The sequence below is a fragment of the Bacillus sp. ES1-5 genome, from assembly GCF_022487605.1.
Classification (GTDB): Bacteria; Bacillota; Bacilli; order Bacillales; family Bacillaceae_G; genus Bacillus_A; species Bacillus_A wiedmannii.
The window spans coordinates 660,374-686,496 of sequence record NZ_JAKVPU010000001.1; the positions used below are offsets into that span (position 1 = coordinate 660,374).

The window sequence follows — 26,123 nt, forward strand, 5'->3', positions numbered from 1 at the left end:
ATAAAAATATATTTCCATTTTGTTTTCTAGCCTTACTTACACTTCCTGTTAATAACCAAGTATTGATTATACGTCCCATAAGAACGTCTCGATTTTCTAAACATATACTTAGAAAAAAATATTCCTGAACATCACACAAATACTTACAAATCCTTTAAATGCAGAAGAAAATACAAACTCTTAAAGCATACTTAACGATGATAAAATTTTAAAAAGGAGGTAATTATGAAAAATAATCAAAACTCAAACGATCCGTGCAAAAAATTCCAATTTCCCTGTTTTATTTCTATATCCTCTTGTGATCAAAGTAATTGTTGTACACCTGTTTTTTTCTCATTTTCTCAGCAACAAGAATTATTGTCCCTCATTAACCAATTAAATCAAGCTATCCTTTCTTTCTTTACCACGCCAAATCCGACAACTATACAAATACTCCAATCATCATTACAAGCGTTAAATGATTTAATCATTGCCGTACAACCAAATACTCCAAATAAAAATTTAGTTATACGAACTATCACTCAATTAATCAATTCTTTGCCTACTGCATCTCTTACTCAAATCTCTGCGTTATTCCAATTTCTATTCCAAAATTTATCTTCACTCATTAGTTGTTCCAATATATCGGACCCATTGTTACAACAAACATTCAACTTAATTTTGCAAGGAATATTGAATAGTTCTCTATTAAATATTATCGGAATACCCGGTCCTACTGGAGCGACAGGACCTAGAGGATTTCCAGGACCTAAAGGAACAACTGGTCCTCAAGGTGTGCAAGGTATTCAAGGGCCAGAAGGACCAGAAGGAGCTACTGGACCTCAAGGTGTGCAAGGTATTCAAGGACCGGAAGGACTTGCAGGAGCTACTGGACCTCAAGGCGTAGAAGGTATTCAAGGCGTGGAAGGACCAGAAGGACCTACGGGACTTCAAGGGGTGCAAGGCATTCAAGGACCGCCTGGACCACCAGGACCCACTGGTTCTGGGACTGGAATGGGAGTTCCTGGACCACCAGGACCTACGGGACCTCAGGGAGTACAAGGCATTCAAGGGCCGGAAGGACCAGAAGGATCTACTGGACCTCAAGGTGTGCAAGGCATTCAAGGGCCGGAAGGACTCGAAGGGCCGACTGGACCTCAAGGTGTGCAAGGTATGCAAGGACCGGAAGGACCACCAGGGCCGACTGGACCTCAAGGTGTGCAAGGTATGCAAGGACCGGAAGGACCACCAGGGCCGACTGGAGATTGTGAGTGTCCAACAGGACCTACGGGACCGACTGGGCCAACCGGCCCCACTGGACCTGCATGTAATTTCCTTGTTTATGTTACAAACGCAGGAGCCATAGACGATCCCACAGATGATACAGTATCTGTAATCAACACCGGAACAAATACAGTTGTTGCTACAATTACTGTAGATAATGCACCACTCGAAGTAACAGTCTCACCAAATGGAACTCGCGCTTATGTTACTAATATTTTTTCTAATACCGTTTCTGTTATTAATACTGCCACTAATATAGTTGTCGCTACCATCCCTGTTGGATCTAATCCAATCGGTGTAGCTGTTACTCCAAATAACACAACTGTTTATGTTGGAAATCACGGTAATAATACGGTTTCTGTTATAAATGCTGCTACTAACACAGTTGTTGCTACCATTCCCGTTGGCAACGCTCCGCAAGGAATCACTGTTTCTCCAAATGGAACCTTTGCATATGTTGCAAACGAATTAAGCAACAATATTTCTGTTATTAATACTGTTACTAATACAGTTAGTGCTACCATTTCTGTTGGCATTCGTCCTAGAATAATCGTCTTTACACTAGATGGTACTCGTGCGTATGTCACAAATCAAAACAGCAATACTGTTTCTGTTATTGACACCGCTACTAATTCCGTAATTAATACAATTAACGTAGGTACTGAACCGGTTGGTATAGATATTACACCAGATGGCACACGTATTTACGTTGTAAATAAAGTTAGTAATAATGTATCCGTAATAAGCGTGGCGACAAATACTGTAATTAATACAATTCCTGTTGCCTTATCCCCGGATCAAGTAACCATCATACCAGATGGCACTCTCGCCTACGTTACAAACCAAGGTAGCAATACTGTTTCTGTTATCAATACTGCTACAAATACGGTAATAGATACGGTTCCAGTAGGTGTTGCTCCAACTGGTATAGCAACTGGAACTATTTGTGAATAAAAAAAACAGAGAGCCAAAAATATATGTCTCTCTGTTTTTTTGCGTTCCTTAAAAACTTCATATTCATAGCCCCCCTTGTATGAAATGAAGTAACTGATTAACTTTACAAACTTGAAAAACAGTCACAAATTATCGATATCACTCTCTAATCATATTTTCTAATCTTCTAAAATTCTTTTACAAAATAAAAAAGCAGCTGTTAAGCTACTTTACATTCGTTTTATCCCCAAGTGAAATGATATATATATTCTCCTGTTACCCTTTGATTAATCCCATTAATTCTAGCAAACCTCATTAAGTCCGCCCCTTGAAGAAAATACATCGCAAGCATTACTGGCACTTGTGACCACATAAACTGATAAAGCTCCTCGAATCTCAAGTTTGTCGAAACAATTAAATCATTTACAGGTCCTTGATTCCATACAGAAGTTCTAACTGAAATAAACGGAAGATCCTTCCCATTAACCACTATTCTTGCCATGCTTTGAGTTATGTCCACATCAATTCCCTCCATCATTACAAAAATCGGACCTGTGTATTTACTCCTATGGTTATAAATATTCTTGACTTTCATAAATGACTAAGGCAAACCTCTATTTTTCGCTTCTATTCAAATGAATTTATTTATTACAGTAAAAAACAAATGAAATTTTAGTATTACTCTCCCTCAACTTCCGTATTATTTAAATATTCCATACCCTTGTTCGCTTTAAAAATCTGGTATGCAAAATTACATATCTTATTATCTCAATATCACTTTATTAACTACAGTTTGATAGAAATTCATTTGAATCACCTGACAAATCAACATTTGTAATTTAATTCCTTATTTAAAATTCCACCTTATTATTCTTAAACACTATATTCAAATAATTATATTGGAATTTCTTGTTGTATACACATCTATCTTTTTCATGTATTATATACGAGAAGAGTAAGGTAAGAGTTACTCTTTGCCATTTTAGGAAAGGTCCTGTTGGAAACAACAGGACCTTTTTTCGTATAATTGCATTTTCGTTTATTTCCGACTTATAACCATTTTATTATTTATCAAAAACACTATGCTCACGTAACACACATCTGTAAATCAATAAATATGCAGGCGCTTTATAAAGAAAATAAAAAAGTACGTTATTCGTCATTTTAACGATAGCGCGCTTCACTCATCTTCTTTATTTGCTTTCTTTAATTTTTCATTCTCTTCTTTCTGGGCTTTCTGCACTGTTTTTAAAAACCCTTCCAATGCTTCTTTCGTATTATTATCATTTAGTCGGTGTAGATCCATTCCAGTTTCCTCCTCTTAGAAAGTATTCCATGCATACCAAGCTCAATAAGAAATACAAAAGCCACAGCACTCACGCACCGTGGCTGAATATATAAAATGAATTGGTATTTTCGTCTTTTTTGCGAATCAGCTTTACAATTGCCATTGTGTATGAACATCGGTTTTTCTAACATCTAGTTCACCGCCTTAAAAATGCAGGATTTCCCTTTCCAATATCGAATTAGTAATGTTTGGAAAGGGGGTGTAACATGGCGGAAATTAAAGTGGGACTTACACAATTTTTAGACTTCACACTGAAAAGTAGTGCAGCAAAAACAAATTTTGTAAAGAATCTAAAATCTCAACCTGAATATCACCCGATTTTTGATTACTGGAAACAATTACGAGAAACTGTTATTAAATTTCATAAAAACGAACTACCTTTTGAATGTTTTGAAACATTAGTACAAACTGTTGACCAGAAGAAAAAGCAAAACTACATTGATGTTATAAAGCAGTACAAAAAATTTATTAAAAACAAAGATGTCTCTTGGTTCGATCCAGGTAAATCACATTGGTTATCAGATAATTTAATCGTCCGCTCATCGCCTGAACTCGGTTTGCTCATTAATGATGAGCCGCATCTTCTTAAACTATTTTTCAAAGGAAAAAAAGAGCGAATTGATAAATATAATATCAACTCAACACTGACATTATTAAACAAATCAACATTTTCAAATGAATATAACGATGTAAATTATACGGTCCTTAACATCCAAAAGAACAGAATGTATACGAATAACTCTATTAATAATGATCATTTAATAGCTCTTGAATCAGAAGCCCACCAGCTTTCTTATTTATGGAATAAGATGTAAAGAGTATAGGTATCCCTTTCAATACCTTGTTCATGCGTAATTTGGGCACAATTTTCACAAACTAAATCCATTTCGTTTCCTTGAAGCTCACCTTCTTGTTTCTCACAAACAATGCAGGGTGGGCGTTTTTGTTTCTTCACCCATTTCAACACCCTAATTCCCCCTGACTTCTTAACTGCTAAATAATCCCTAAGATGTTCTTATGATCCCTTTCACGTTCCACATCATGTTTTTTCTTTCACTCTATACATCCCCTCTTGTTAGTCACGCTTCTTTCACCTACATTTTTTTATTTGGTTGTGATTATTGTTGGAACTCAGCTAACGCCGCCCTAATCTCTTCTTTCACAACTTCACGAATAAGTACTTTTAACGATTCCTCTAAACTTATACATGCATCCCCTACATCATTTTTTAAAATTTCCTGCTTGTTGTTCAATTCAATCATAAAATTTATGAGTAATGATCACCTACCGTTTACCTTCTCTAAGTACCGGAAAGAGATTGCTTGTTTTATCCGACATTACATTACTGGCGCTTCATAAACATCACATACAAATATCTGAGGAAAAAAACGTTATAGCAATGGCTACCATGAATACAATTTGAATTACCCTACTTATAATAGTAACCTTACAATTCAGAAGTTTGACACAACCCTAGAAAAAGCTTATAAAGAAAAGTGAGGTTCCTAATATTCGTTTCTAGTTTCTAAGGTATACATCCGAAGATCATTAGCGAACGTTTAGGACTTAACAGAGTAGGTATCACATTGGACAATTGCTTCCATGTTGTACCAGGACTTCAAGAAACTGCGGTGGATCAATTTGCAAACGAATTATTCAGAAAGAAAACTCTCGTTAGAATTTCGTTAGAAGTTTTCATTTCACAGCAAATACACCAACTAAATAACCCAAAATATTGATAGTGAAAAAGGAGAAAAAACATGAAAGAAATCAAATCTGAACAGGAATTCAAAGACATCATCGCAAGCGAGGAGCCAGTAGTTGTTAAGTTCTTTACTACATGGTGCCCAGATTGTGTGCGTATGGACAACTTTATCGGAGATGTAATGGAAGAGTTCAATAAGTTTGAATGGTATTCTATTAATAAAGATGAGTTCCCTAGTATCGCTGAAGAGTATCAAGTAATGGGTATTCCAAGTTTACTTGTATATCAAAATGGTGAGAAGCTAGGCCACTTACATAGTGCTAACGCAAAAACTGAAGAGCAAGTTACTGAGTTTTTAGAAGCATACTAAGATGAAGACCCTCTGAAAAATAATTTTTAGAGGGTTTTAATCTTTTTTCACAATTATCTTTCGAAGTTGTTTCGTCATTTCTTCAGAAGTGTAATAAACAGTGTCTTCATGGCCAATGTACATAATTACACTCCTTTCCCCTTCATCTCCGAGGTATAAATGTATACCTTTCGTATCACTATTTTCATATGTAATTAGTAAATCGTATTGTGGTATTTCACCTCTTCTCTTTTGTTTTTTCATGCCATTAACCATATTATTAATTCCATTGATTATTTGTTTGTCTTCTATGTTTAGAAAATAATTTTCATTTAATCCACCGTAGCCATTAAAAGTAGATATGGATACTTTAGAAATATTATATTCCTTCATATTTTCGATATTTGATGAATTACACCCAGTCATTATAAGAACAATACATAGTAAGAAAAATATTAGTTTTTTCATCCTCTTACCCTCCCACCTTTTAATTGTAAATAAATTCTAATTGATTTCACACCCTAACTTTGCACTTTACAACATATTTTTCCTTCACGAAACTTTGTTATCCCCTTCTTAAAAACCTAAAAAACGTCAACAATGTTTGTATAGACCCACACGAGTTTCGTTTGGTACTCTATTTATAGAAAGAAATTCCTTGTAGAAAGGTGAGTGATTAAAATGGATACTCTTTCTCATAAAGAAGCTGATAAAGGTGCTATTGTCAGCATTATGGCCTACATATTCTTATCCTCTATGAAAATCATCATCAGTTATATTACCCTCTCTAGCGCATTACGTGCTGACGGTTTAAATAACTTAACGGATATCGGTGCTTCTTTAGCGATATTAATTGGTCTAAAAATCTCTCGTAAACCTCGTGACCCAGATCATCCTTATGGGCATTCGCGCGCAGAACAAATCGCATCACTCGTTGCTTCTTTTATTATGGCAACGGTCGGATTAGAGGTTGTTATTAGTGCCATTCAATCTTTTTTCAATCCGAAACAAGCAGCGCCTAATGTACTTGCTGCGTGGGTAGCCTTATTTTCTGCTGTCGTTATGTACTTTGTGTATTTGTATACGAAAAAGATTGCTGCGCGCACAAAAAGTAAATCATTAGAAGCCGCTGCGAAGGATAATTTATCAGATGCTCTCGTAAGTATCGGTACAGTAGTAGGTATTGTCGGTTCGCAGTTCCAAATGCCTATTTTAGATCCTATTGCCGCTTTAATTGTCGGTCTTATTATTTGTAAAACTGCATGGGAGATTTTCGTAGAAGCTTCTCATATGTTAACGGATGGAATCGATCCAGATAAGATGGAAGAGTACGCTGGTGCTATTGAACATATTGGCGGCGTGGAGAACATCGTAGACATTCGCGCGCGTATGTACGGGAATCAAACGTACGTTGATATTACAATTGAGGTTGATGCTCATATGGATGTTGGTGAAAGTCATTGTATTACTGACAACATCGAGGCTATGCTTCGGAAAAAGTTTGGCATTTACCATGCACACATTCATGTTGAACCAATGAAAAAAGAACCTATTATGACATAGGTTCTTTTTTCATGAACGTTTTATGAAATATAACACATAAAACGAGCCAGCTCCCCCCAGCCGCCCATCCTGCTAATATGTCAGATGGATAGTGCACGCCAAGATAAATTCGGCTAACTGAAATAGATAATACAACAAAGCTCGCTATAAAAATAATCAACAATTTTTTATGCAATGTAATTCCTTCTTCAGTAATGGTGACGTAGGCAATAAATCCTAAAAAAGCAGTAGCATTCATCGTATGACCGCTCGGAAAACTATATCCAGTTGCCGTAACAAGCTGCGTTACATCAGGTCTTGCTCGTTCGTACCATAGTTTAAGCATACTGTTTAAATAACGAGATCCATAATAATTAATTGTTAGAAGTAATGCACTAAGCAATTTTTTTCTAACGAGAAAATACATTACAAGAATAATGAGCAACGGAAAATATATTCTTTTGGAACCGATAAAAGACACCCACGTAAAATAGGCTGTCAAATAATCGTTTCGAAAACTTTGAATAAAATGCGCGACTATATTGTCAAATTTCTCAATACAAGCGGTATGATACGAAAGTGATAATACGACAAAACAAATGAGTAGCGTAAAACTTAACAAGTATAAATGTCGATATCGTTTCACATACATAACCTCACTATGCAAAAAAATGGAGCGGTTGTTTTAGTTTTCCTCTCCATTTCTTTTTTATGCATAGTTTATTAAAAAATATAATTGTTAATTTTTTCTTGCATTGTTGGAATATCTTCGTTTGTTACTGTAAAGCGAACCACTTTCTCGTCAAGATCAAGTGCTTCCGCAAATAAACCTGCTAATCCGCGAGATTTTCTGTCTACTTCCATAATAATTTCTAAGCGATCGTAAGCGCTTGGTAAGATTAATAATTCTAGTTCATCTAATTTCCCATAATACTCTCCAGAAACAGGAACAAACTCAAATTCTTGTGCAAACGGAACTTGCTTACGTAATCGATACGGTAATTCTTCACATTCTATATGACGCGCTTTAAAACCTAATTGATTTACACTCTCTAACACACTATTTAATAGTGCATTAGGCAACACTTGAATGTAATCACGATCACTTGGATCTATACTGCGTTTAATATCAAGACCTGTATGTACCCAAACGGTTTTCATTCCAAGTGTAAGCGGCGTTTCAACTGGCATTATAAATGAAAATGGAATTTCTTTTTTTTCATTCGGCTCAACAGAAAAAGGTTCTGTTAAACGAACTCGCTCTAAATCATATGTTGCTGTTACTTTTTTATCATCCACTTCTCGTACATACGACGTCGATAACGTTAAGTAAATGCTTTCAATTTGTTGGCTAACTGAACCACCAGTTATATGAACCTTCCCTAGTATTTCTTCTCCAACAATATACTCATCTTTTTCAAGAACTGTATCTACTTTTGCATTACCAATACCAACACTTGCTAAAAACTTTTGAAACACGGAACCTCCATCCTTTCTAAAGCAAAAGCTATATCTTTTTTTAAATCTTGTACATTCTCATAGTACGGCGTTTTTATTTGTAACATTCGCATAAGCATCTCACGGTTATAATTTTCCAAAGTTAATTCGTCATACCATGGTTTTTCATGTTTTTCATTAGATTCATACCCTGCATATAATAAAAATAACGAGAAATGACCAAGCGCATAAAAATCGCTACGAAACTGAACTTCTCGCATCAAAGCTTGTTCACCTTCATAAGTTGTAGCTCGTTCATCACCCTCACCCTTCAATTTAGCTAATCCAAAATCAATAATACTAATTTGGTTTTCTTTCATTAATATGTTTGGAATGCGTAAATCTCGGTGAATTATACCTTTATTATGAAACACCGATACAATTTCTAATATTTCATATAAAATTTTTAAAACTTCACGTTCTGTATATGCATGCCCATCTAAGAAAATATAATCTTCGAAATTTTTACCAGGCATATATTCCATCACGAAAAAGCTTTTTTTCTCCCATACGAAATGATCATATAAACTAGGAATTGCATGATGATTTAATGTTTGTAAAATCATTTTCTCTTGTTCAAATGATTTTCTACCAGACTCATACCTTTGTTTACTCTGTCTTAATTGTTTTAAGACTTTATATCTATTTATTTGTAAGTCATTAACGACATATGTAACCCCATAACTGCCCATTCCAATTACTGATTCAATTTTATAACGTTCTGCAACGATTGTATTTTTTCGCAGTGGTCTATCAAATAAAGCTAGTATACGACGCCATTTCATCAACTACTTGAAAAGAAGCTATGACTTTTACGTTTTCTTTTATAATGCTGATGCCCATAACCAGATGAACGTCGTTTATAATCGCTACTTGAATAAGAGCGACCTCTATGGCGATAATCACTACTAGAATACGAACGATTTTTTTTCCTACCTAATAAAGAATCAATAATTTTTTTGAACATCCCTTCACCTCTTGAGTAAAATTTTCTTTTAATTATACCAATAATTTTCGACTATATTTGTGACAAGTTTGTAAAGAGTAAAAAACGACGAGTTAAGCCCGCCGTTACTTTCACTCATCCTCTTCATCAAAAACTTCATCAATCATACATTTCTCTAATAAATACTCAAATGTAATATCTGCGAGATCTTCAATTTCTTCTCGTTTTGGGACGTACCCTCTTTCAATTAGTTGCTCATAAAAAAACTCCGCAATCTCTTCCGTATCAATTACGACCTCAATTTCCTTCATGAGCATCACTCCTTTATTTCTGTTTTATGAAAAAATCTCAAAATTATGTATATGAGATTAGAAAAATAGTTTTTCTTTTTTTATAGGTCATATCCTTTGGACGAGATGCATACGATGGTAGTACAAGCTATCAAAAAGGGGGATTTAATTATGGAATACCAATATGAGGTAGAACAAGAAGTAGGGCAAACAAAAGAAGAGTTCATGCATGAAGATCAATGGGCAGACTCTCTTATTAAATGGCTTTTTATTTTTTTAATAATTGTAGGCATACCTTATACTGCATATGTTGTTGTTCAATTCATTCTCTCTTTCTAGTTAACTATTTTTTCTCTGTCAATTTAACTAAATAATTATGAACAACATCCATAACAATTTTGTATTCTTCATCTTTAAATGTATCGAATAACAATTGATAATCGTTATAAATATCAAGTAATCCATCAATGATCTCTTGACGATTTGTCTTAACACTCACTTTTTTTGAGTTGTTAATTGACTTTAATTTTCCTAAATCTAATTTATTCATACCAGCTTTATCTTGTTTCATTTTCTTCAAAATTGCATTTGCGGTTTGAGCATTAGCAAGTAACGTTAAATCTGATTCATCCGCTTCTAACCATTCACCATCCGTAATTCGTGACAATTCGTATATAGTATCTTCCCATGCGTCATTTTTATATCTCCATACTTCTGTACGAAAACCAACAATTCGAAACACATCTTTATCGTATCCTGTTACTTGCACGAGATCACCAAATGTGAAATTATAATTTAATTCAATCCACTCAGTTTCACCTTTTTTCATATCTTGCTCTGAAACGTGCTGCAACGTTTGCTCTACGTAAAACCCATCGTGATTATTGACTTCGTAAACGTAAACTCCATCTAAAACCTTCATATTTGTGATTTTACCAACGGTTCCATATAGCGTAATCACGACTATGTCCCCTACGTTATATTTAGGTTGCTTTTTTCTCGCCATCTATATCTCTCCTTTTTTTGACGTCGTGATTTTGATAACAGTATATGCAACCTACATAAAAACGCTTATCACAGAAGCGTATATTCATAAATTTTTTCAATAAAAAATATCACCGTATAAAAAAATTATTTACAACGTAAAAAAAGCTAGCAAATAGACTAGCTTCACGTCAAAAATTTCATATAGTTCTTATCTCTCTTGTATGTATAAATCCCAAGCTTCATCAAATATAGACATACTTTCTAGCAATCCACTTAACTCTAAGTATGAACTAATTTCATCATAATCTTCAGATTGCTTTGGAAAGCTTAAATCATCATACATTGCTTCTGCTAAATTCGATACTTCATTACTAAATAAAGCTGCACGATACTTCATCATATAGTGGTAAAATGGCTTTTTCAAAAATATTCCCTACCTTTCTAACTTGGATACATTATACAAGGCAAAAAAGAAAAAAACCAGCATAAAAGCTGGTTAAAAGTCGAAATAATTTCTTTTTAATAGACGTGGTCTTCCCATTAATTCTTCATATGTTAGTTGTTTTGGTAAATCTTTCGTATAAATTAGAAACAATTGATCTTCTATTTCTTTCACTGTTTGATCTGCTTGATAGTCCATACCACATGAGGAACAAGAAATGCATGGTGTCTCTTGGATTTCAATGGCTTTCGTACCATCTGGTAATTCCCAATATACAGTATTCAAGCTTTCTTTCGCTTCTGTACTGTCACACCACATACAATTCATACTGCATCACCCTCATTTTTTTTGTCGTTTTCTTCTAATTTAGCCATTTGAGATTGATACTTTTTATCTTTAAGTTGATCACGCTTATCACGTTTATCTTTTAGTGATGCATGAGTGTCATTACCTTCATAGTCTTTACGACGGCTCATACGCTGTAAGTCGTCTGGAACAAGGTTAAATTTCTTATCACTCATAAGACCTGCGATACCAACATCTGAACGTTTTTCTTCGTAGTTTGGATAGATTTCTTTAAAGTACCCTTCTGCTCTTCCTGGGATATAGCTCTCTGGCTCTGGATACGTTGTAATAACACCTTCAAAGTTACGAAGCACAACTTTATCTGCACTTTGCGAAATTAAATAGTTTGGTTGAAGCGCAATTTTTCCGCCACCTCCTGGTGCATCTACAACGAATGTTGGAACCGCATAACCAGATGTATGACCGCGTAAACCTTCAATAATTTCAAGACCTTTAGATACTGGTGCACGGAAATGACCAATACCTTCAGATAAGTCACATTGATAAATGTAGTATGGGCGTACACGAATTTTTACTAAGTCATGCATAAGTTTTTTCATAATTGGAACGCTGTCGTTAATACCAGCTAAAATTACTGCTTGGTTTCCGATTGGAACACCAGCATTCGCTAGCATTTCACATGCTTTTTTCGATTCCTCTGTAATTTCAATAGAAGTATTGAAATGTGTATTTAACCATACTGGATGGTATTTTTTAATAATGTTACATAAGTTTTCTGTAATACGCTGCGGGAATACTACCGGCGCTCTCGTTCCGATACGAATAATCTCGACATGCGGAATCTCTCGTAAATTTTTTAATACATATTCTAAAATTTTATCGTTAATAAGAAGTCCGTCACCACCAGAAATTAATACATCTCGTACTTGTGGTGTATCACGAATGTAACCAATTGCATCATCTAATTGTTTCTTCGGCACACCCATTCCAATTTGTCCACTAAAACGACGGCGTGTACAGTAACGACAATACATAGAACATTGATTCGTCACTAAGAACAATACGCGGTCTGGATAACGATGTGTTAGCCCTGGAACTGGTGAATCTTCATCTTCATGAAGCGGATCTTCTAAATCATATTTTGTTTTATATAACTCTTCCGAGATCGGTACAGATTGCATCCGAATCGGACAGCGTGGGTCATCAGGATTCATTAGCCAAGCATAGTACGGTGTAATATTTAACGGGATCGTTTTTGTTGAAATTTTAACGCCTTCTTCTTCTTCAGGTATTAAATTAATCACTTTCTTTAAGTCATCCAAAGTTTTGATCGTATTCGTTAATTGCCAAACCCAGTCATTCCATTGCTCTTCAGTAACATCCTTCCACAACTCGATATCCTTCCAGTGACGATTTGGTTTGTATACATCATGTAACATTGCTATTCCCCCTTTTTATACGCTCATCCTTTATATAAGCAATAGTTATGCCAACTTTACATTATTGATAAGTAAATGTATGGAGAACGCTATTACATAAACAAAAAAATATTTGTAAGCACTGTATGAAATCCATACATACTATCATATTCATTACTTTTTATATATGTAAACACGCTTTTATTGGTGCAAACACACAAAAACCGCCAATTATTCGGCGGTTTTGTCGTACTTACTCAATTTATATTGAAGCGTTTGGCGAGGGATACCTAACATTTTTGCAGCTTGTAATATATTCCCTTCCGTTTCAATTAACGCTTGATCTATTAATTCCTTTTCCGTTTGATGAAGTGCTTCTCTAAGTGGCAATATGCTCTTCTTCTTTGGCAGATTCTCTTTCCGAAATGTACGCGGTAAACAATTGGCTGTTAGTGTATCCCCTTCTGCAATAATGACAGCATGTTCAATCGTATGTTTTAGCTCACGAACATTGCCAGGCCATTGATAAGCTTGTAGTCTTTCTTTCGCTTCCTTATCCATTTGAAGTACACCTTTTTTATAACTTTTATTATATTCGTTCAAAAAATACGACGCTAATAATAATACATCCTCAGTTCTTTCACGTAGCGGCGGAATATATAATGAAAAGACATTTAATCGATAATATAAATCAGTACGAATTTTATTCTCTCTTAAACATACTTCTGGTGGCTGATTCATTGCGGTAATAACGCGAACATCTACTTTTCTCGTCTTATTATCACCAATTCGACGAATTACACCATCTTCTAATACACGTAGCATTTTCGCTTGTAAATCGAGAGGCATTGAATTCAGTTCGTCTAAAAACAATGTCCCACCATCTACAAGTTCAAATAACCCCGCTCGTTCAATTGCCCCAGTATAGCTACCTTTCGTCGTTCCGAACAATAAACTTTCTAATAACGACTCTGGCAAAGCTGCGCAGTTTTGTGCAATAAATGGCTTGTTCTTCCGTTTAGAAGCTTCATGAATCGCTTGTACAAATAACTCTTTCCCTGTTCCTGTTTCCCCATATATTAAAACATTTGCATCAGTTGGCGCTACTTTTTGTGCTAATTCTTTCGTCTGTTTAAATCGAGCATCATCCGTCACGATCGTCTCAAATGCAACATGCTTTTTAATTGCTTTTTTTCTAGATGACCGCTTTATTTTTGACTGCAAATCTACAATTGTATCCGTCAGTTTTTGAACTGTAGAATAGTCCTTTGCAATTTCAACAGCTCCAGCAATATTTCCATCTATAAAAATAGGTAACGTCGTATTTACTGTACAAATGTCTTCCCCATTTAAATTTTGATAATGCTGAACTTGATGAACGATTGGTTTTTTTGTATCTAACACTTTCATTAACGTACTTGTTTCCCTAGATAAAGAGGGAAACGCTTCTAACAAATGTTTACCTAACACTTTTTCAATTTTTGATCCATCGTGTTTTGCAGCTACAGTATTATAGAAAATTGTAATACCATTTTCATCTACTGCGTGTATAGCCTCATCAATACTGCCCAAAATCGCTTCAATGACTTCTTGTGTCGAAACTGCTAGCAATGTCATCCCCCCTTTTGCCGAAAATCCAGCAATAACATGCCGAATTTCCGGCATACCTATATGCGATTATAAGCATGACGATTCCGTTCTATTTTTTATACCGTACTATTTAGACAAATCTTTCACCCATATATTCATATCTTCCAGCTTATCGAAAATGTAGCAATTGTTCGCCAGTCTTCCTGTATACGTATAACCTAACTGATGAAAGGCCGCATTCATTCCGAAAGAAAGCGATCGAGCAATTGTATAGGAGCAGAAAATCGATTTCTCTTGCAGTTCTTCTTCTAACTTAATTAGTAAACTTTTCATAAACCCATGTTTACGATATTCGGGTAAAGTAGCACAATTCGTTAATTCTGCATTTCCTTCTTTTATATTCATTTCTGCAGATGCTGTACTAATTATTTTCCCCTCGAATTCATACACATAGTATATTGTATCGTCTTCTTTCATCGTTTGTTTTACATAACTCGCTTCGTTTAAAGGCGTCGGATAAACTTCAAATACTTCTCCAAAGACAGCTGCTAATTCTTCCGCATCCTCTTCTGTCGCTTTTCTTAATAAAAATTTCTCTGGGACTATTTTTTCCTTTACTTCTTTTGCTTTAACACCCCTTAAAATGGTATCTTCCTCAGCCCAATGAATACTATTTCGCCTTTCATCATTAATAAATTTCACGAAGAAGTATGCATCGTGACCTTGAAAATAATGCGGTATTGTTGCTTCCAATAAAAAACCGAAAGAGAGCCATGTAGAAACATGCTCTCCCTTTCCTTTAATAATACATTTAGTGAAAGAATGCTTCTCTGCTAATTCGTCAATTGTTTGGATAATCCTCTCAATATTTCCTGTGTAGTGGTCTACTCGAATACGTTTATTAAAATAGTCTAAAACGCCTTCTACTGTATAGCCATTCGTCTGTTCTCTAAAAGATTCATAGTATTTCATTTTTTCACCTCACACCAATCTAGTAATGTACATGCAATAATTTTTGCGGCAGCTATCATTTTATCAACTTCTATATATTCGTTTGGATAATGTGCTACTTTCGTCTCTCCTGGACCAAATACTATCGTTGGTACGTTAGCGATTTGTGTAAATAAACCTCCATCAGTCCCCCATGGAGATGCTTCAATAACCGGTTCATTCCCTTCGATTTCAACAAAATTATGCTCGAGTGTCGTAATTAACTCATGATTTTCTTCTAGTTCGCCAGGAACCCATCTTGCTCCAAACCATTCTACTTCTACAGGATTTTCAACAAACCAATTGTCCACATTATTTAATTCAGCAATCCAATTCTCGAACTCTTCTTTTGCTGCCTCTATAGTCTCATTCGGCGCAATACCACATCTTCCTTCTAAATTTAATGAATCAGGAACAGAACTTGGCCAGCTCCCACCTTCAATTTTCCCAATATTAATTGGAATTGGAATCGGGATTCCTTTAAATAACGGGTCTGTAATTCGGTCATTTCTCTTCACTTCCAATTTTCTCAAATGATCTACAACAAACATACTTTTTTCAATTGCACTTACTCCTTCATAACGCGTTCCACCGTGCGCTGCTTTGCCTTTCACATGTAGACGAAACCACATGGACCCTTGTTGTTTCGGGAAAAACTTCATATTTGTTGGTTCTGGAATAATGACACCATCTGCTTTATATCCTCGTAATATAGTCGCTAATGTTCCTGCCCCGCCGCTTTCTTCTTCAATTACACTTTGAAAATAAATATCTCCTTTTAAGTCAATACCAGATTCAATAATGGCTTCCATCGCAAGCATCAGTGCGACATTACCGCCTTTCATATCCGTTGTTCCACGACCATATATACGATTCCCTATTTGCTCACCACTATAAGGGTGATGGTCCCACTGATTCACATCTCCTTCTGGTACGACATCAATATGTCCATTTAATATCATAGATTTCCCGTCGCCACTTCCTTTTAAAGTTGCCACTATGTTCGGGCTATCTGAAAAACTTGTACGCGGTGATACAAAATAAGGATGATCTTTCATTTTAGAAAATGAAGGTTCCCAAATATCAAGATCTAAACCTAGCTCACGTAATTTTTCAATCACAATTGCTTGCGCACCACTTTCATCACCAGATACGCTTTTTTCTTGAATTAATCGTTTTAAAAATTTTACGCTTTCCTCTTCATGACTCTCGATATAATCACAAATTTTCTTTTTTAATTGCTCCATATATTACATCTCCCCTCATTCGATTACTAGTAAGTTAGAGCCAATTTTAAAATCAGCTTCTGTATGTTGTTTTATATCTTCCACTGTGTATGGGCTCATTAATTCTTGTAAAACGAGTCCACCCTGTGTCACTTCCATAACTGCCATATCCGTAATAATTAAATCTACACATTTCTTTGAAGTTAATGGTAATGTACACTCCGAAACAATTTTTGCATTTCCGTATTTATCAACATGATTCATCACAACAACGACCCGCTTCGCTTTTTGTGCCAAATCCATCGCTCCCCCAATACCTGGAACGCGTTTTCCTGGTACAATCCAGTTCGCTAAATCACCATTCTCACTTACTTGTAATGAACCAAGAATTGTTATGTCTAGTAAACCTTTTCGAATCATCCCAAAAGCTGTACAACTATCAAAATAACTTGCTCCTGTAATAAGAGAAGTCGGTAAACCTGCTGCATTACATAAATTTTCGTCTTCATTCCCTTTGCTTGGCGTAGGTCCCATACCTACAATTCCATTTTCCGCATGAAACATAACGTTTATATCGTCAGGAAGATGATTCGGTACAAGCGATGGTATACCAATACCTAAATTTACAATCATACCATTTTGTATTTCTTTCGCCGCGCGTCTAGCAATCTTATCTCTCACTTCTACGCCCATACCCATTTCCAATTCACTCCTTCCGACGGTACGATATAATTTACAAATGCTCCTGGGACAACAATTTCTTCTGGATCTAAACTTCCAAGTGGAACGATTTCTTCTGCTTCTACAATCGTTATATCACCTGCCATAGCTACGTGAGGATTCATATTACGCGCGCTTTTATCAAACACAAGATTACCAAACGGATCCGCTTTTTTCGCATATACAATTGCAACCTCAGCAGTTAATGCTGTTTCAACTAAATATGTCTTGCCATTCATTTCAACTGTACGTTTTCCCTCTTCTACAATCGTATCAACACCTACATCAACTAATACGCCTCCAAGTCCTACACCACCAGCGCGAATACGCTCTGCTAATGTTCCTTGAGGAGAAAACTCGATTTGTAACCGCCCTTCATTTAGCTGTCTTCCTGCATTTGGATTTGAACCAATATGTGAAGTAATTAATGATTTCACTCTTTCATTCGTAACAAGACGACCAATTCCTACATCAGGAAATCCCGTGTCATTTCCTATTAAATTTAAATTTGTAACTCCTTTTTCTAAAATCGCCTGTATTAAAGATGGAGGGGATCCAATCCCCCCAAACCCCCCAAACATTAATGTCATATCATCGTGGAACAAAGAAAGTACTTCCTCTATCTCTTTTAATTTATCGAATGTATTCGTAATAGTTGTCATGCGATACTATGCCCTCCTTTTTGCATCATTTCTTCTACACTTTTTGCAAAAATTGAAAGTAATTCATCTAACTCGGAATATGTAGTTGTCATCGGCGGTGCTACAAGCAGTGCACTATCTTCTTTTCCTGCTTGCCCTGAAACAGCTTGGTATAAAAGAAGACCATTTTTAGCTGCAACCGAAATAAGTTCCGACGCTTTTGTAAACGGTTGCAATTCTACTCCGATCAGCAACCCTTTTCCGCGCACATCAGCAATGATTGTCGATTGTTGCTGAACTTTCTGTAGTCCTTTTATTAAATACTCTCCCTTTTCTGCTGTTTTTTCAGGTAGATTATGTTTCTCCATATATTCAATAACAGCTAGAGCTGTTGCTGCAGATAATGGATTTGCACTTAACGTATGCCCACTCATTACAGAACGCGACCCACGTAAAATTGGCTCCATAACACGGTCACTTACAATCGTCGCTGCCATCGGTGTATATCCAGCTCCTAAACCTTTACCAAGAGTCATAATATCCGGTTCTACACCCCAATGCTCCATCGCAAACCATGCGCCAGTACGACCAAGCCCTGTCATTACTTCATCAGCAATAAATAAAATATCGTAATGATTACAAATATCTTTAATGACTTTATAATATTCTTTCGGCGGAACGACTGCGCCTCCAGCTGCTCCGATAATCGGTTCAGCGATAAAAGCTGCGATATGTTCTGCACCAATTCTTTCAATGGATCTTTCTAGTTCAGTCGCACAAGCAAGCTGACAAGTTGGATATACCTTTTGCACCGGACATCTAAAACAATATGGAGCTGGAATAGTTGGATAATCTTCTAAAATTGACACGAAACGTTGTCTGCGCAGTGGATGCCCAGACATTGATAAGGCTCCCATCGTAATACCGTGATAACTCATCCATCGTGACAAAATTTTATGCTTCCCTTGAATACCTCGCTCTTGAAAATGCTGGATTGCAATTTTCATAGCTGTTTCATTTGCTTCCGTACCACTATTCACAAAAAAGCTCCAGTTCAAATCTCCTACACTTAAATCGCTTAATTTCTTCGCTAATTTTTCAGCTGGTTCACTCGTAAACTGTGATCTATAAACGAAAGCAATCTCCTCTGCTTGCTTTTTTATAACATCTGCAATCTCCTTTACGCCATGCCCAATACCTGCCGTAATTGCCCCTGACGAGCCATCAAAATATTTATTTCCGTTTTGATCATACAAATACACACCTTTTCCATGTGAAATCATTGGATACGGCTGACCAACAAGTGGTTTAATTAAGTAATCGCGCATAGCGCTCCCCCATTTCTCCAATTTGTATATATATATGAAGAAAATTGACGTTTCTTTCATAAAAAAGAATCCTCTGCGAAAGCAGTGATTTTATCAAAAAACTATTATAAAATATACAAATGAGTGCTAAATATTAATTTCAAAAACAGAAAATTCAGAACTTAAAATGAAGACCAACCCTTATCTATACGCGCGAATAACCCTCCTTTATATAAAATAAACGCTTCACTACATACTTTCTCAACATAATATCAGCTTCCCTCAATTGCCGACATTGTGTAAACTTCGACGAAACTCCCTTTAAACTCCTTCCTATTCTCCTACTTTATATTGCATATTTTCAAACAAATATCGACAATTAATCCCACTAAATGCATAGCAATTATTTTTATATAAACCAATGTTTCACATACATTATCCTCCGTTTTATACAATAAAAAAAGAACCGATTAACCACATTAATCAGTTCGGCACGACGCTCTTTTATCGGTTAATACTGCCACTTGCTAACGTAAATAGAAAAAATAATGTTACAAATTCAAAATTCATCCTACATCCTAAAGTACAAAATCGTCCATAACTCCACTCACAATTCCTTTTGGGATATCCCCATCCCAATATTTCATTCCTTTCCTTATATTTAAACTACCTTTCCTTTATAATTTATGTAGGACAATTATCACTTTGTATGTGTATTTGCCCATTATTAAAAAAATCCCTAGTTTCCTAAGGATTTTTGGACATGTTTTCGATATGTTACTTCATACGCTCTTAAGGTTTTTTATTTCGAAATATACATTGTAATTGGTACATCATCATCCAACATAGATGATATATTGCTGTATACTCTAGAAAATTATAAGGCTCTTTCGCCTAAAAAACACTTATCCATAAGCAATACTCTTTATTAATTTTCAACTTTTCTCCTTCAAAAAACAATTTTTTCGCATAACCTCTTTCTTGTTAAGCATATAGTTTTAATGATGACAAAGGAGGAATATTCATGTCTCAATCTGAAATCGAAAAATATGGACAAGAAGCTGCACGTTACGAACAGCTCGCTCGTTACTATCAATTTAAAAATCCGAAAAAATATGTAGAACTATATATGGAATATTACGATGCGATTACGAAACTTGTACAGGCGTATGAAAAAAGAGATTCACAAGAAGCTGCTTTACCGTCACACATACGTTTTTTTCACTCTGCTTCAAATACACCTGCGGTTGACATTTTAGTAAACGGGCAAAAGGTTATTAAAAATATTTCATTTAAACAATTTAGTCCCTATTTAACATTAGTGCAAGGTAAATACCGTATAGATATCGTCCCTGTTGGAAATGAAAATCCCATCTTTTCAGCTTTAGTACCAATAATGGGGAATCACACTTATACTTTTGCCGCAATAAATAGTGACAATCATCTACAATTACAACCTATGCTTGATAATACACATTTACCAGCTGGTCAAGCAAAAATACGCTTTGCACATTTTTCTCCAGATACCCCTGTTGTAAATGTAGATTTAAAAGGTGGAGATCATTTATTTGAAAATGTACTCTTTAAACAAATAACAGATTTTTTGGAAGTTAGTCCTGGTACAGCAGATATTGAAGTTTCACTCGCCGATAATCCCAGCGTCTTACTAACTATACCGAATTTCAAAGTCGAACCGAACATCGTATATACAATTTCACTTTTAGGTTATTCAACTAAAGATCCTAAATTAGAAGCCGTTATACTTACGAATTAAAACAGTCTACACCATTCATTTGGTGTAGACTGTTTATTTTTGAAATATAATTTGAAATTCTGTCCATTCGTTATCTGAACGGCACATGATGGACCCATTATGTTTTTCTACAATTTGTTTACATACAAATAATCCAATACCAGTTCCTAACTTTTTAGTAGTTACAAATGGTTCGAAAATCGTTTCTACACTTTCATCTGGAATCATTGGCCCATTATTTTTTATCACAATTCGAATCGATTGATCTTCTTCAAATACATCAATGATAATTTTCCGCTCTTCTTTCATTGATTCTAGAGCGTCAATTGAGTTCATTAATATATTTAAAAATACTTGTCTCACTTCACTCCGATAGCCAACAAGTGGAATTGGATACGGTAAATTCTTTTCAATCGAAACATTTGCATTGACCAAACTCGGATATAAGAACTGTATAATATCTTGAAACAAATCATTAAGCCAAAATTGTTCTGATTCATTCCACATTTCTTTTTTCGATACGAGTAAAAATTGCGAAATACGAAAATTTAATTGGTCTAATTCATGCGAAATAATATCTAAATAAGATAAACTTGGATGATCTGCCTTTAATAATTTAACAAATCCCATAATTGAAGTGAGTGGGTTACGGAATTCATGTACAAAACTTGCTGACATTTGCCCTAAAATCGTCAGCCTTTCTTTATGTGTTTCGTTAATATATTGCTGTTTTTCCTCTAAATTTTTTGATATAATTTCCGAATATTTTAAAACAGTATAATAAATTAATTTATCAAAACAAGTATGTATTTGGGCCATAATCGGTTTCAATTCACGTGCGCTAACATCTAATTCACACATCGCTTCGAAAAGTTCATTTCTTCCCACATTTGCATTATAAACAAAGTCTCCAATATTCGCATCTGCCCCTGCACGTTCAATAGCAATTTTCTCACATAATGGCTGAAGATAATCTATATCTTTTTCTTCCATAGTAAGTTCGATAATTAACTCTAATAAATCCTCTCCATTTTGAACTACTTCTAGTTTAAATGGATCTTTATCGGAAATTATCATTTTGTTTTTCCAGTTCTCAACGAATTGGTGCCTGTTGTTTTTCAAGTGCGAACAAAATACTTCTTTAATATCCTTATCGATTGGAAAAACCCCCATTCCCTCCATTTCCATGCGACGAATACCCTTTATATTTTGAATATTAACACAAAAAATGCGATTCGTTAATAGATTATTGTCACATTTTGTTAATATGTGTTGATAAAATTTTTAATGTCTTTATTAATTGTTTGGATTGATACATTCCATTTTCCTTCCTTTCATTCAAAGTTTTTTACATTCAATGCGACTTTTTTTTGCATCCTGCTTCATTCTTTCGTACAATAGAAAATGAAAGGTGTGAAAAATATGGTAAATAAAAATGTGGAAGATTATCTCCAAGAAGGCATTTACGGCCAAAAGCAGAACAAACCAGAAGAACGTAATATGTATTTAACTACATTACGTGAGCGTGTAGAAATCGCTTTAACTATCGGTCAAGTAATGCAAAGTAATGTATATTCTGAAGTAGCTAGTAGCATGCGCTCTTCTCAATCATTACAAATATTCCTAAATGGTGGCATTGCTTACCCACATTTATCAAAATACATTAAATTAGCAAATGAAAAAAATGTTCCTTTTACAATTGTTCAAAATAAAGGCATAGAAACACCAATCGGTTTAGTATTATCTCATAGCACTGCTATTGACAAAGAACAAATTTATGTAGAAGATGCTATTTTCAAACAAGAAATGAAGTAAAAGGTACACTTGGTTAAATTAAATCGTTCCGAGGAACGTAAAACAAACAATAAAAAAACGAGTATGGAATCGTAAACATTTCCTGCTCGTTTTTTATTAGGATGCTTAAGCTCGATCTACTTTATTTTTTAATACACACTAATTTCATTTCTGTCATTTCTTCTATTGCATATTTAATTCCTTCACGCCCCGTACCACTTTCCTTAACACCACCGTAAGGCATATGATCTACCCTAAACGTTGGAATATCATTAATCATGACACCACCAACCTCTAGCTCATCAATTGCACGCATTGCTTTAAACAAATTATTTGTAAACACACCTGCTTGTAGACCGTAACGTGAATGATTTACTTGCTCAATTGCCTCATCAAATTCTTTAAATGTATTTACTGTCATAAGTGGACCAAATACTTCTTGGCACTGAACAGATACATACTCTGGAACATTTGTTAATACAGTTGGTTCAAAAATCCTTGCATCACGTTTCTTACCACCGTATAAAACAGTAGCACCTTCTTTAATAGCTTCTTGCACCCATATTTCAATTCGCTCTACATCTTTTTTCGAAATTAAAGCCGATACGTCCGTGTCTTCCAGCAATGGATCCCCAACAACAACTGTTTCCATCGCTTTCTTTAGCTTTGAAAGAAATTCATCCATTCTCTTTTCATGTACAAAAACACGTTGTACCGAAATACAAACTTGTCCATTGTTGACAAATGCTCCCCATTTTACACGTTCAATTAATTCATCTGTTAATTCTACATCTTCATCAATAATAACAGCAGCATTTGATCCCAGTTCCAACGTAACTCGCTTTAATCCAGCCTTTGCCTTAATTCCAATTCCAACTTTCGGACTTCCCGTAAAAGTAATGGAAGCAACATCATCATTTGTAACTATCGCCTCACCTACAGTTGAACCGGGACCAGAAATAATATTTAAAGCTCCTTTTGGCAATCCTGCCTCTTCAAATAATTCAACTAATGCGTAAGACGATAATGGCGTTTGATCAGCTGGTTTTAACACAACTGTATTTCCGGCAGCAATTGCAGGGCCGACTTTATGTGCCACTAAATTTAATGGGAAATTAAATGGTGTAATAGCTCCTATAACCCCTATCGGTTTTCGTATTGTGTATGCAATACGCCCATCTGCACCAGGTGCTGCATCAAGTGGCAGTGTCTCGCCGTATATACGCTTCGCTTCTTCCGCTGCAAATTTGTATGTCTGAACGGTACGATCTACTTCTCTCCTCGCAGCACGAATTGGTTTTGCAGCCTCTTTTGCAATAATCTCTGCAAATTCTTCTCTTCTTTCATCCATTTTTTGTGCAACCTTCTCTAAAATAGTCGCACGATCATATGCAGATAATGTATTCATTTTTTTCATTGCATTTTTTGCAGCAGTAACAGCCTCTTGTACATCTTCTTCCGTTCCTTGTGCAATTTCCGCTAACGTTTCTTCAGAATATGGTGCGTATAATGGTTTGTACGTGTTTACAGACTTCCAATCTCCATTTATATATAAATGCTTTTTCATAATTCTTCCCCTTCCAAATATATGTATACAACAATATTTCACCTAGTGAAAGGTCTGACTTATGCCATTGTATCATAGCCCTTATTCTGCCAAAAACATTATGCTCAAAAAAACCCTGCCATATAGCAGAGTCTACGAACTAATTTGTTCTTGAAATGGAATTTGTTTTTCATCTTCTAAAATAACAATTGATTCTACAGTTTTTGTAACTTCTAGTCTCTTTATATAGTGCCCATCTAATTCTTTCACGCAAAACTTATAATTTTCAATTTCAATGAAATCCTCTTCAGCAATTTCTATATTCTTCGTTAAAATCCAACCACCGATTGTATCAACATCATTATCGTCAATCGTTAAACCTAATAACGTATTTACTTCACTAACAAGCACTTTTCCCTCTAGTATTGTTTTCGTTTCACTAACTTGTTGAATTTCTGGCTGTTCATCCGTATCAAACTCATCTTGAATATCTCCCACTATTTCTTCTAAAATGTCTTCAACTGTAACAAGTCCAGACGTACCACCATATTCATCTATCAATATAGCAATATGCGTTCTTTCTTTTTGCATTTTTAAAAATAAGTCGTGTATTGGGATAGAGTCGATAACTAAAATGATTGGCCTCATATATTGCTCTACTTTCTTATTACTTACTGCATTATGCTGCACAAAATCTGTGAAAATATCTTTAAAGTTTACAAAGCCTATTACGTGATCTTTGTCCCCATCTACAACTGGATATCTCGTATATTTTTCCCGAGACATTTTTTGCAAAGCTTCTTCAGCAGGCATTTCTTTACTTATAATATGCATCTCAGTTCGAGGTACCATTATTTCTTTCGCTATACGATCATCAAATTCAAAAATTTTATTTACATATTTATATTCAGACTGATTAATCTCTCCATTTTTGTAACTTTCTGAAACTAACAACCGTAATTCTTCTTCTGAATGAACCTCATCGTGCCCTTTCGGTGGTTTCAGCCCTAAAAACTTCGTAATAATTCGGGCTGATCCATTTAGGATCCAAATAAATGGGAACGCCATACGGTAAAAGAAAATTAACGGTTTAGCAACAAACAAACTCACTTGTTCAGCTTTTTGAATCGCGAATGTTTTTGGGGCCAATTCCCCTATTACAACATGTAAAAATGTAATAAACAAAAACACTAAAATTACAGCAAACATGTCTGCTAGTTGAGTAGAAATGTTCAAATTTACAAAAAGCGTGTCAAACATTTGCTTTAACGCCGGTTTACCAAACCACCCAATCCCCAGAGCTGTAACTGTTATTCCTAACTGACAAGCAGATAAATATTCGTCTAAGTTTGTAATGACTGTTTTGACAGATATTGCGCGATTATTTCCTTCTGCAATTAAATAGTCAATTCGTGAACTTCGCACTTTAACAATTGCAAATTCTGCTGCAACGAAAAATGCCGTTAAGGCAATTAAAACAATCACTATACTTATACTATATATGTCCAAATACTTTTCCTTACTTACGTT

28 protein-coding genes and 1 pseudogene are annotated in these 26,123 nt (G+C 35.2%); 7 read left to right on the forward strand and 22 right to left on the reverse strand.

Annotated features, from left to right (window positions below; all coding sequences use genetic code 11):
- The first annotated feature begins 225 nt into the window (after window positions 1–225).
- Window positions 226–2,217, forward strand: coding sequence for a collagen-like repeat preface domain-containing protein (locus MKO96_RS03460; protein WP_240586677.1), 1,992 nt, complete (start codon window positions 226–228; stop codon window positions 2,215–2,217).
- Window positions 2,218–2,437: 220 nt separating this feature from the next.
- Here the strand turns inward: MKO96_RS03460 and MKO96_RS03465 are convergent, their stop codons facing one another.
- Entirely contained in the window at window positions 2,438–2,791 is a 354-nt protein-coding gene (locus MKO96_RS03465; protein WP_240586678.1) for a hypothetical protein, read from the reverse strand.
- Window positions 2,792–3,376: 585 nt separating this feature from the next.
- Window positions 3,377–3,502, reverse strand: a complete 126-nt coding sequence (locus tag MKO96_RS29350) for a hypothetical protein (protein WP_276314062.1) — start codon at window positions 3,500–3,502, stop codon at window positions 3,377–3,379.
- A 248-nt stretch (window positions 3,503–3,750) separates the two neighbouring features.
- On the opposite strand from MKO96_RS29350, the gene MKO96_RS03470 reads away from it, so the two are divergent.
- A complete protein-coding gene (locus MKO96_RS03470; RefSeq protein WP_240586679.1) occupies window positions 3,751–4,359 on the forward strand; it encodes a hypothetical protein in 609 nt (202 codons plus the stop codon).
- A 306-nt stretch (window positions 4,360–4,665) separates the two neighbouring features.
- Here the strand turns inward: MKO96_RS03470 and MKO96_RS29455 are convergent.
- A pseudogene (locus MKO96_RS29455) lies at window positions 4,666–4,749 on the reverse strand (helix-turn-helix domain-containing protein); the annotation flags it as partial.
- Between the two features lie 555 nt (window positions 4,750–5,304).
- Here MKO96_RS29455 and MKO96_RS03480 point away from each other — a divergent pair.
- Window positions 5,305–5,619, forward strand: a complete 315-nt coding sequence (locus tag MKO96_RS03480; RefSeq protein ID WP_000658777.1) for a thioredoxin family protein — start codon at window positions 5,305–5,307, stop codon at window positions 5,617–5,619.
- A gap of 36 nt (window positions 5,620–5,655) precedes the next feature.
- On the opposite strand, the gene MKO96_RS03485 is transcribed toward MKO96_RS03480, so the two are convergent.
- Window positions 5,656–6,066: a YhfM domain-containing protein gene (locus MKO96_RS03485; RefSeq protein ID WP_240586680.1), complete on the reverse strand. Its 411-nt coding sequence runs from the start codon at window positions 6,064–6,066 to the stop codon at window positions 5,656–5,658.
- A 213-nt stretch (window positions 6,067–6,279) separates the two neighbouring features.
- On the opposite strand from MKO96_RS03485, the gene MKO96_RS03490 reads away from it, so the two are divergent.
- Window positions 6,280–7,161 (forward strand): cation diffusion facilitator family transporter, encoded by an 882-nt coding sequence (locus tag MKO96_RS03490; RefSeq protein WP_240586681.1) that lies wholly within the window; start codon window positions 6,280–6,282, stop codon window positions 7,159–7,161.
- On the opposite strand, the gene MKO96_RS03495 is transcribed toward MKO96_RS03490, so the two are convergent.
- The 5 genes from MKO96_RS03495 to MKO96_RS03515 all read right to left on the reverse strand — a co-directional run bounded on the left by MKO96_RS03495 (window position 7,151) and on the right by MKO96_RS03515 (window position 9,894).
- Window positions 7,151–7,786, reverse strand: coding sequence for a phosphatase PAP2 family protein (locus tag MKO96_RS03495; protein WP_240586682.1), 636 nt, complete (start codon window positions 7,784–7,786; stop codon window positions 7,151–7,153). The two genes, MKO96_RS03490 and MKO96_RS03495, sit on opposite strands and share 11 nt — an antisense overlap.
- A 77-nt stretch (window positions 7,787–7,863) precedes the next feature.
- Window positions 7,864–8,619: a sporulation protein gene (locus MKO96_RS03500; protein ID WP_048563103.1), complete on the reverse strand. Its 756-nt coding sequence runs from the start codon at window positions 8,617–8,619 to the stop codon at window positions 7,864–7,866.
- Entirely contained in the window at window positions 8,601–9,422 is an 822-nt protein-coding gene (locus tag MKO96_RS03505) for a serine/threonine protein kinase (protein ID WP_240586683.1), read from the reverse strand. The genes MKO96_RS03500 and MKO96_RS03505 overlap by 19 nt, the downstream gene beginning before the upstream one ends.
- Complete coding sequence (locus MKO96_RS03510; RefSeq protein WP_240586684.1) at window positions 9,422–9,604, reverse strand: hypothetical protein; 183 nt, start codon at window positions 9,602–9,604, stop codon at window positions 9,422–9,424. The genes MKO96_RS03505 and MKO96_RS03510 overlap by 1 nt, the downstream gene beginning before the upstream one ends.
- Window positions 9,605–9,714: 110 nt before the next feature.
- Window positions 9,715–9,894: a YozD family protein gene (locus MKO96_RS03515; protein WP_000658451.1), complete on the reverse strand. Its 180-nt coding sequence runs from the start codon at window positions 9,892–9,894 to the stop codon at window positions 9,715–9,717.
- A gap of 150 nt (window positions 9,895–10,044) precedes the next feature.
- Between MKO96_RS03515 and MKO96_RS03520 the strand changes: the two genes are divergently transcribed.
- Window positions 10,045–10,212: a DUF3930 family protein gene (locus MKO96_RS03520; RefSeq protein ID WP_000456535.1), complete on the forward strand. Its 168-nt coding sequence runs from the start codon at window positions 10,045–10,047 to the stop codon at window positions 10,210–10,212.
- 4 nt (window positions 10,213–10,216) lie between these two features.
- Here the strand turns inward: MKO96_RS03520 and MKO96_RS03525 are convergent, their stop codons facing one another.
- From MKO96_RS03525 to MKO96_RS03570, 10 genes are all read right to left on the reverse strand, one after another.
- Window positions 10,217–10,879 (reverse strand): hypothetical protein, encoded by a 663-nt coding sequence (locus MKO96_RS03525; protein WP_000101496.1) that lies wholly within the window; start codon window positions 10,877–10,879, stop codon window positions 10,217–10,219.
- Window positions 10,880–11,068: 189 nt separating this feature from the next.
- Entirely contained in the window at window positions 11,069–11,284 is a 216-nt protein-coding gene (locus tag MKO96_RS03530) for a YozE family protein (protein WP_087980323.1), read from the reverse strand.
- 72 nt (window positions 11,285–11,356) lie between these two features.
- Window positions 11,357–11,629, reverse strand: coding sequence for a YokU family protein (locus MKO96_RS03535; RefSeq protein ID WP_000995761.1), 273 nt, complete (start codon window positions 11,627–11,629; stop codon window positions 11,357–11,359).
- On the reverse strand, window positions 11,626–13,047 hold the full coding sequence (kamA, locus tag MKO96_RS03540; protein WP_076537487.1) for a lysine 2,3-aminomutase: 1,422 nt from the start codon (window positions 13,045–13,047) through the stop codon (window positions 11,626–11,628). Before kamA ends, MKO96_RS03535 begins: the two co-directional genes overlap by 4 nt.
- A gap of 210 nt (window positions 13,048–13,257) precedes the next feature.
- The gene (rocR, locus tag MKO96_RS03545; RefSeq protein WP_240586685.1) at window positions 13,258–14,643 is read right to left on the reverse strand and encodes an arginine utilization transcriptional regulator RocR; all 1,386 of its coding nucleotides are present in this window, start codon (window positions 14,641–14,643) and stop codon (window positions 13,258–13,260) included.
- A gap of 99 nt (window positions 14,644–14,742) precedes the next feature.
- Complete coding sequence (gene ablB / locus MKO96_RS03550) at window positions 14,743–15,588, reverse strand: putative beta-lysine N-acetyltransferase (protein WP_240586686.1); 846 nt, start codon at window positions 15,586–15,588, stop codon at window positions 14,743–14,745.
- Complete coding sequence (locus MKO96_RS03555) at window positions 15,585–16,853, reverse strand: peptidase (RefSeq protein WP_240586687.1); 1,269 nt, start codon at window positions 16,851–16,853, stop codon at window positions 15,585–15,587. Before MKO96_RS03555 ends, ablB begins: the two co-directional genes overlap by 4 nt.
- Before the next feature lie 15 nt (window positions 16,854–16,868).
- Entirely contained in the window at window positions 16,869–17,531 is a 663-nt protein-coding gene (locus tag MKO96_RS03560; RefSeq protein WP_087980320.1) for a CoA transferase subunit B, read from the reverse strand.
- On the reverse strand, window positions 17,516–18,214 hold the full coding sequence (atoD, locus tag MKO96_RS03565; RefSeq protein ID WP_087980319.1) for an acetate CoA-transferase subunit alpha: 699 nt from the start codon (window positions 18,212–18,214) through the stop codon (window positions 17,516–17,518). The genes MKO96_RS03560 and atoD overlap by 16 nt, the downstream gene beginning before the upstream one ends.
- A complete protein-coding gene (locus MKO96_RS03570; protein ID WP_240586688.1) occupies window positions 18,211–19,521 on the reverse strand; it encodes an aspartate aminotransferase family protein in 1,311 nt (436 codons plus the stop codon). The genes atoD and MKO96_RS03570 overlap by 4 nt, the downstream gene beginning before the upstream one ends.
- 1,003 nt (window positions 19,522–20,524) lie before the next feature.
- Between MKO96_RS03570 and MKO96_RS03575 the strand changes: the two genes are divergently transcribed.
- A complete protein-coding gene (locus MKO96_RS03575) occupies window positions 20,525–21,274 on the forward strand; it encodes a DUF4397 domain-containing protein (protein WP_240586689.1) in 750 nt (249 codons plus the stop codon).
- A 33-nt stretch (window positions 21,275–21,307) separates the two neighbouring features.
- Here MKO96_RS03575 and MKO96_RS03580 read toward each other — a convergent pair whose 3' ends face one another.
- Window positions 21,308–22,441 (reverse strand): BA2291 family sporulation histidine kinase, encoded by a 1,134-nt coding sequence (locus tag MKO96_RS03580; protein ID WP_369294512.1) that lies wholly within the window; start codon window positions 22,439–22,441, stop codon window positions 21,308–21,310.
- A 234-nt stretch (window positions 22,442–22,675) separates the two neighbouring features.
- On the opposite strand from MKO96_RS03580, the gene MKO96_RS03585 reads away from it, so the two are divergent.
- Complete coding sequence (locus MKO96_RS03585) at window positions 22,676–23,068, forward strand: YueI family protein (RefSeq protein WP_064477333.1); 393 nt, start codon at window positions 22,676–22,678, stop codon at window positions 23,066–23,068.
- A 121-nt stretch (window positions 23,069–23,189) separates the two neighbouring features.
- On the opposite strand, the gene MKO96_RS03590 is transcribed toward MKO96_RS03585, so the two are convergent.
- On the reverse strand, window positions 23,190–24,614 hold the full coding sequence (locus MKO96_RS03590) for an aldehyde dehydrogenase family protein (RefSeq protein WP_240586690.1): 1,425 nt from the start codon (window positions 24,612–24,614) through the stop codon (window positions 23,190–23,192).
- 132 nt (window positions 24,615–24,746) lie between these two features.
- Window positions 24,747–26,102 carry a hemolysin family protein gene (locus tag MKO96_RS03595; RefSeq protein WP_240586691.1) on the reverse strand — a complete coding sequence of 452 codons (1,356 nt, stop codon included), beginning with the start codon at window positions 26,100–26,102 and terminating at the stop codon, window positions 24,747–24,749.
- Window positions 26,103–26,123 lie beyond the last annotated feature (21 nt).

Excerpts from the sequence above, each read along its gene's own strand:
- MKO96_RS03590 (WP_240586690.1), bottom strand. The coding sequence starts at position 24,614 with ATGAAAAAGCATTTATATATAAATGGAGATTGGAAGTCTGTAAACACG.
- ablB (WP_240586686.1), bottom strand. The coding sequence starts at position 15,588 with ATGAAATACTATGAATCTTTTAGAGAACAGACGAATGGCTATACAGTA.
- MKO96_RS03535 (WP_000995761.1), bottom strand. The coding sequence starts at position 11,629 with ATGAATTGTATGTGGTGTGACAGTACAGAAGCGAAAGAAAGCTTGAAT.
- rocR (WP_240586685.1), bottom strand. The coding sequence starts at position 14,643 with ATGACATTGCTAGCAGTTTCGACACAAGAAGTCATTGAAGCGATTTTG.
- MKO96_RS03580 (WP_369294512.1), bottom strand. The coding sequence starts at position 22,441 with ATGGAAATGGAGGGAATGGGGGTTTTTCCAATCGATAAGGATATTAAA.
- MKO96_RS03460 (WP_240586677.1), top strand. The coding sequence starts at position 226 with ATGAAAAATAATCAAAACTCAAACGATCCGTGCAAAAAATTCCAATTT.
- atoD (WP_087980319.1), bottom strand. The coding sequence starts at position 18,214 with ATGACAACTATTACGAATACATTCGATAAATTAAAAGAGATAGAGGAA.
- MKO96_RS03515 (WP_000658451.1), bottom strand. The coding sequence starts at position 9,894 with ATGAAGGAAATTGAGGTCGTAATTGATACGGAAGAGATTGCGGAGTTT.
- MKO96_RS03575 (WP_240586689.1), top strand. The coding sequence starts at position 20,525 with ATGTCTCAATCTGAAATCGAAAAATATGGACAAGAAGCTGCACGTTAC.
- MKO96_RS03480 (WP_000658777.1), top strand. The coding sequence starts at position 5,305 with ATGAAAGAAATCAAATCTGAACAGGAATTCAAAGACATCATCGCAAGC.
- MKO96_RS03555 (WP_240586687.1), bottom strand. The coding sequence starts at position 16,853 with ATGGAGCAATTAAAAAAGAAAATTTGTGATTATATCGAGAGTCATGAA.
- MKO96_RS03505 (WP_240586683.1), bottom strand. The coding sequence starts at position 9,422 with ATGAAATGGCGTCGTATACTAGCTTTATTTGATAGACCACTGCGAAAA.
- MKO96_RS03520 (WP_000456535.1), top strand. The coding sequence starts at position 10,045 with ATGGAATACCAATATGAGGTAGAACAAGAAGTAGGGCAAACAAAAGAA.
- MKO96_RS03485 (WP_240586680.1), bottom strand. The coding sequence starts at position 6,066 with ATGAAAAAACTAATATTTTTCTTACTATGTATTGTTCTTATAATGACT.
- MKO96_RS03490 (WP_240586681.1), top strand. The coding sequence starts at position 6,280 with ATGGATACTCTTTCTCATAAAGAAGCTGATAAAGGTGCTATTGTCAGC.
- MKO96_RS03560 (WP_087980320.1), bottom strand. The coding sequence starts at position 17,531 with ATGGGTATGGGCGTAGAAGTGAGAGATAAGATTGCTAGACGCGCGGCG.
- MKO96_RS03465 (WP_240586678.1), bottom strand. The coding sequence starts at position 2,791 with ATGAAAGTCAAGAATATTTATAACCATAGGAGTAAATACACAGGTCCG.
- MKO96_RS29350 (WP_276314062.1), bottom strand. The coding sequence starts at position 3,502 with ATGGATCTACACCGACTAAATGATAATAATACGAAAGAAGCATTGGAA.
- MKO96_RS03585 (WP_064477333.1), top strand. The coding sequence starts at position 22,676 with ATGGTAAATAAAAATGTGGAAGATTATCTCCAAGAAGGCATTTACGGC.
- MKO96_RS03510 (WP_240586684.1), bottom strand. The coding sequence starts at position 9,604 with ATGTTCAAAAAAATTATTGATTCTTTATTAGGTAGGAAAAAAAATCGT.
- MKO96_RS03525 (WP_000101496.1), bottom strand. The coding sequence starts at position 10,879 with ATGGCGAGAAAAAAGCAACCTAAATATAACGTAGGGGACATAGTCGTG.
- kamA (WP_076537487.1), bottom strand. The coding sequence starts at position 13,047 with ATGTTACATGATGTATACAAACCAAATCGTCACTGGAAGGATATCGAG.
- MKO96_RS03470 (WP_240586679.1), top strand. The coding sequence starts at position 3,751 with ATGGCGGAAATTAAAGTGGGACTTACACAATTTTTAGACTTCACACTG.
- MKO96_RS03570 (WP_240586688.1), bottom strand. The coding sequence starts at position 19,521 with ATGCGCGATTACTTAATTAAACCACTTGTTGGTCAGCCGTATCCAATG.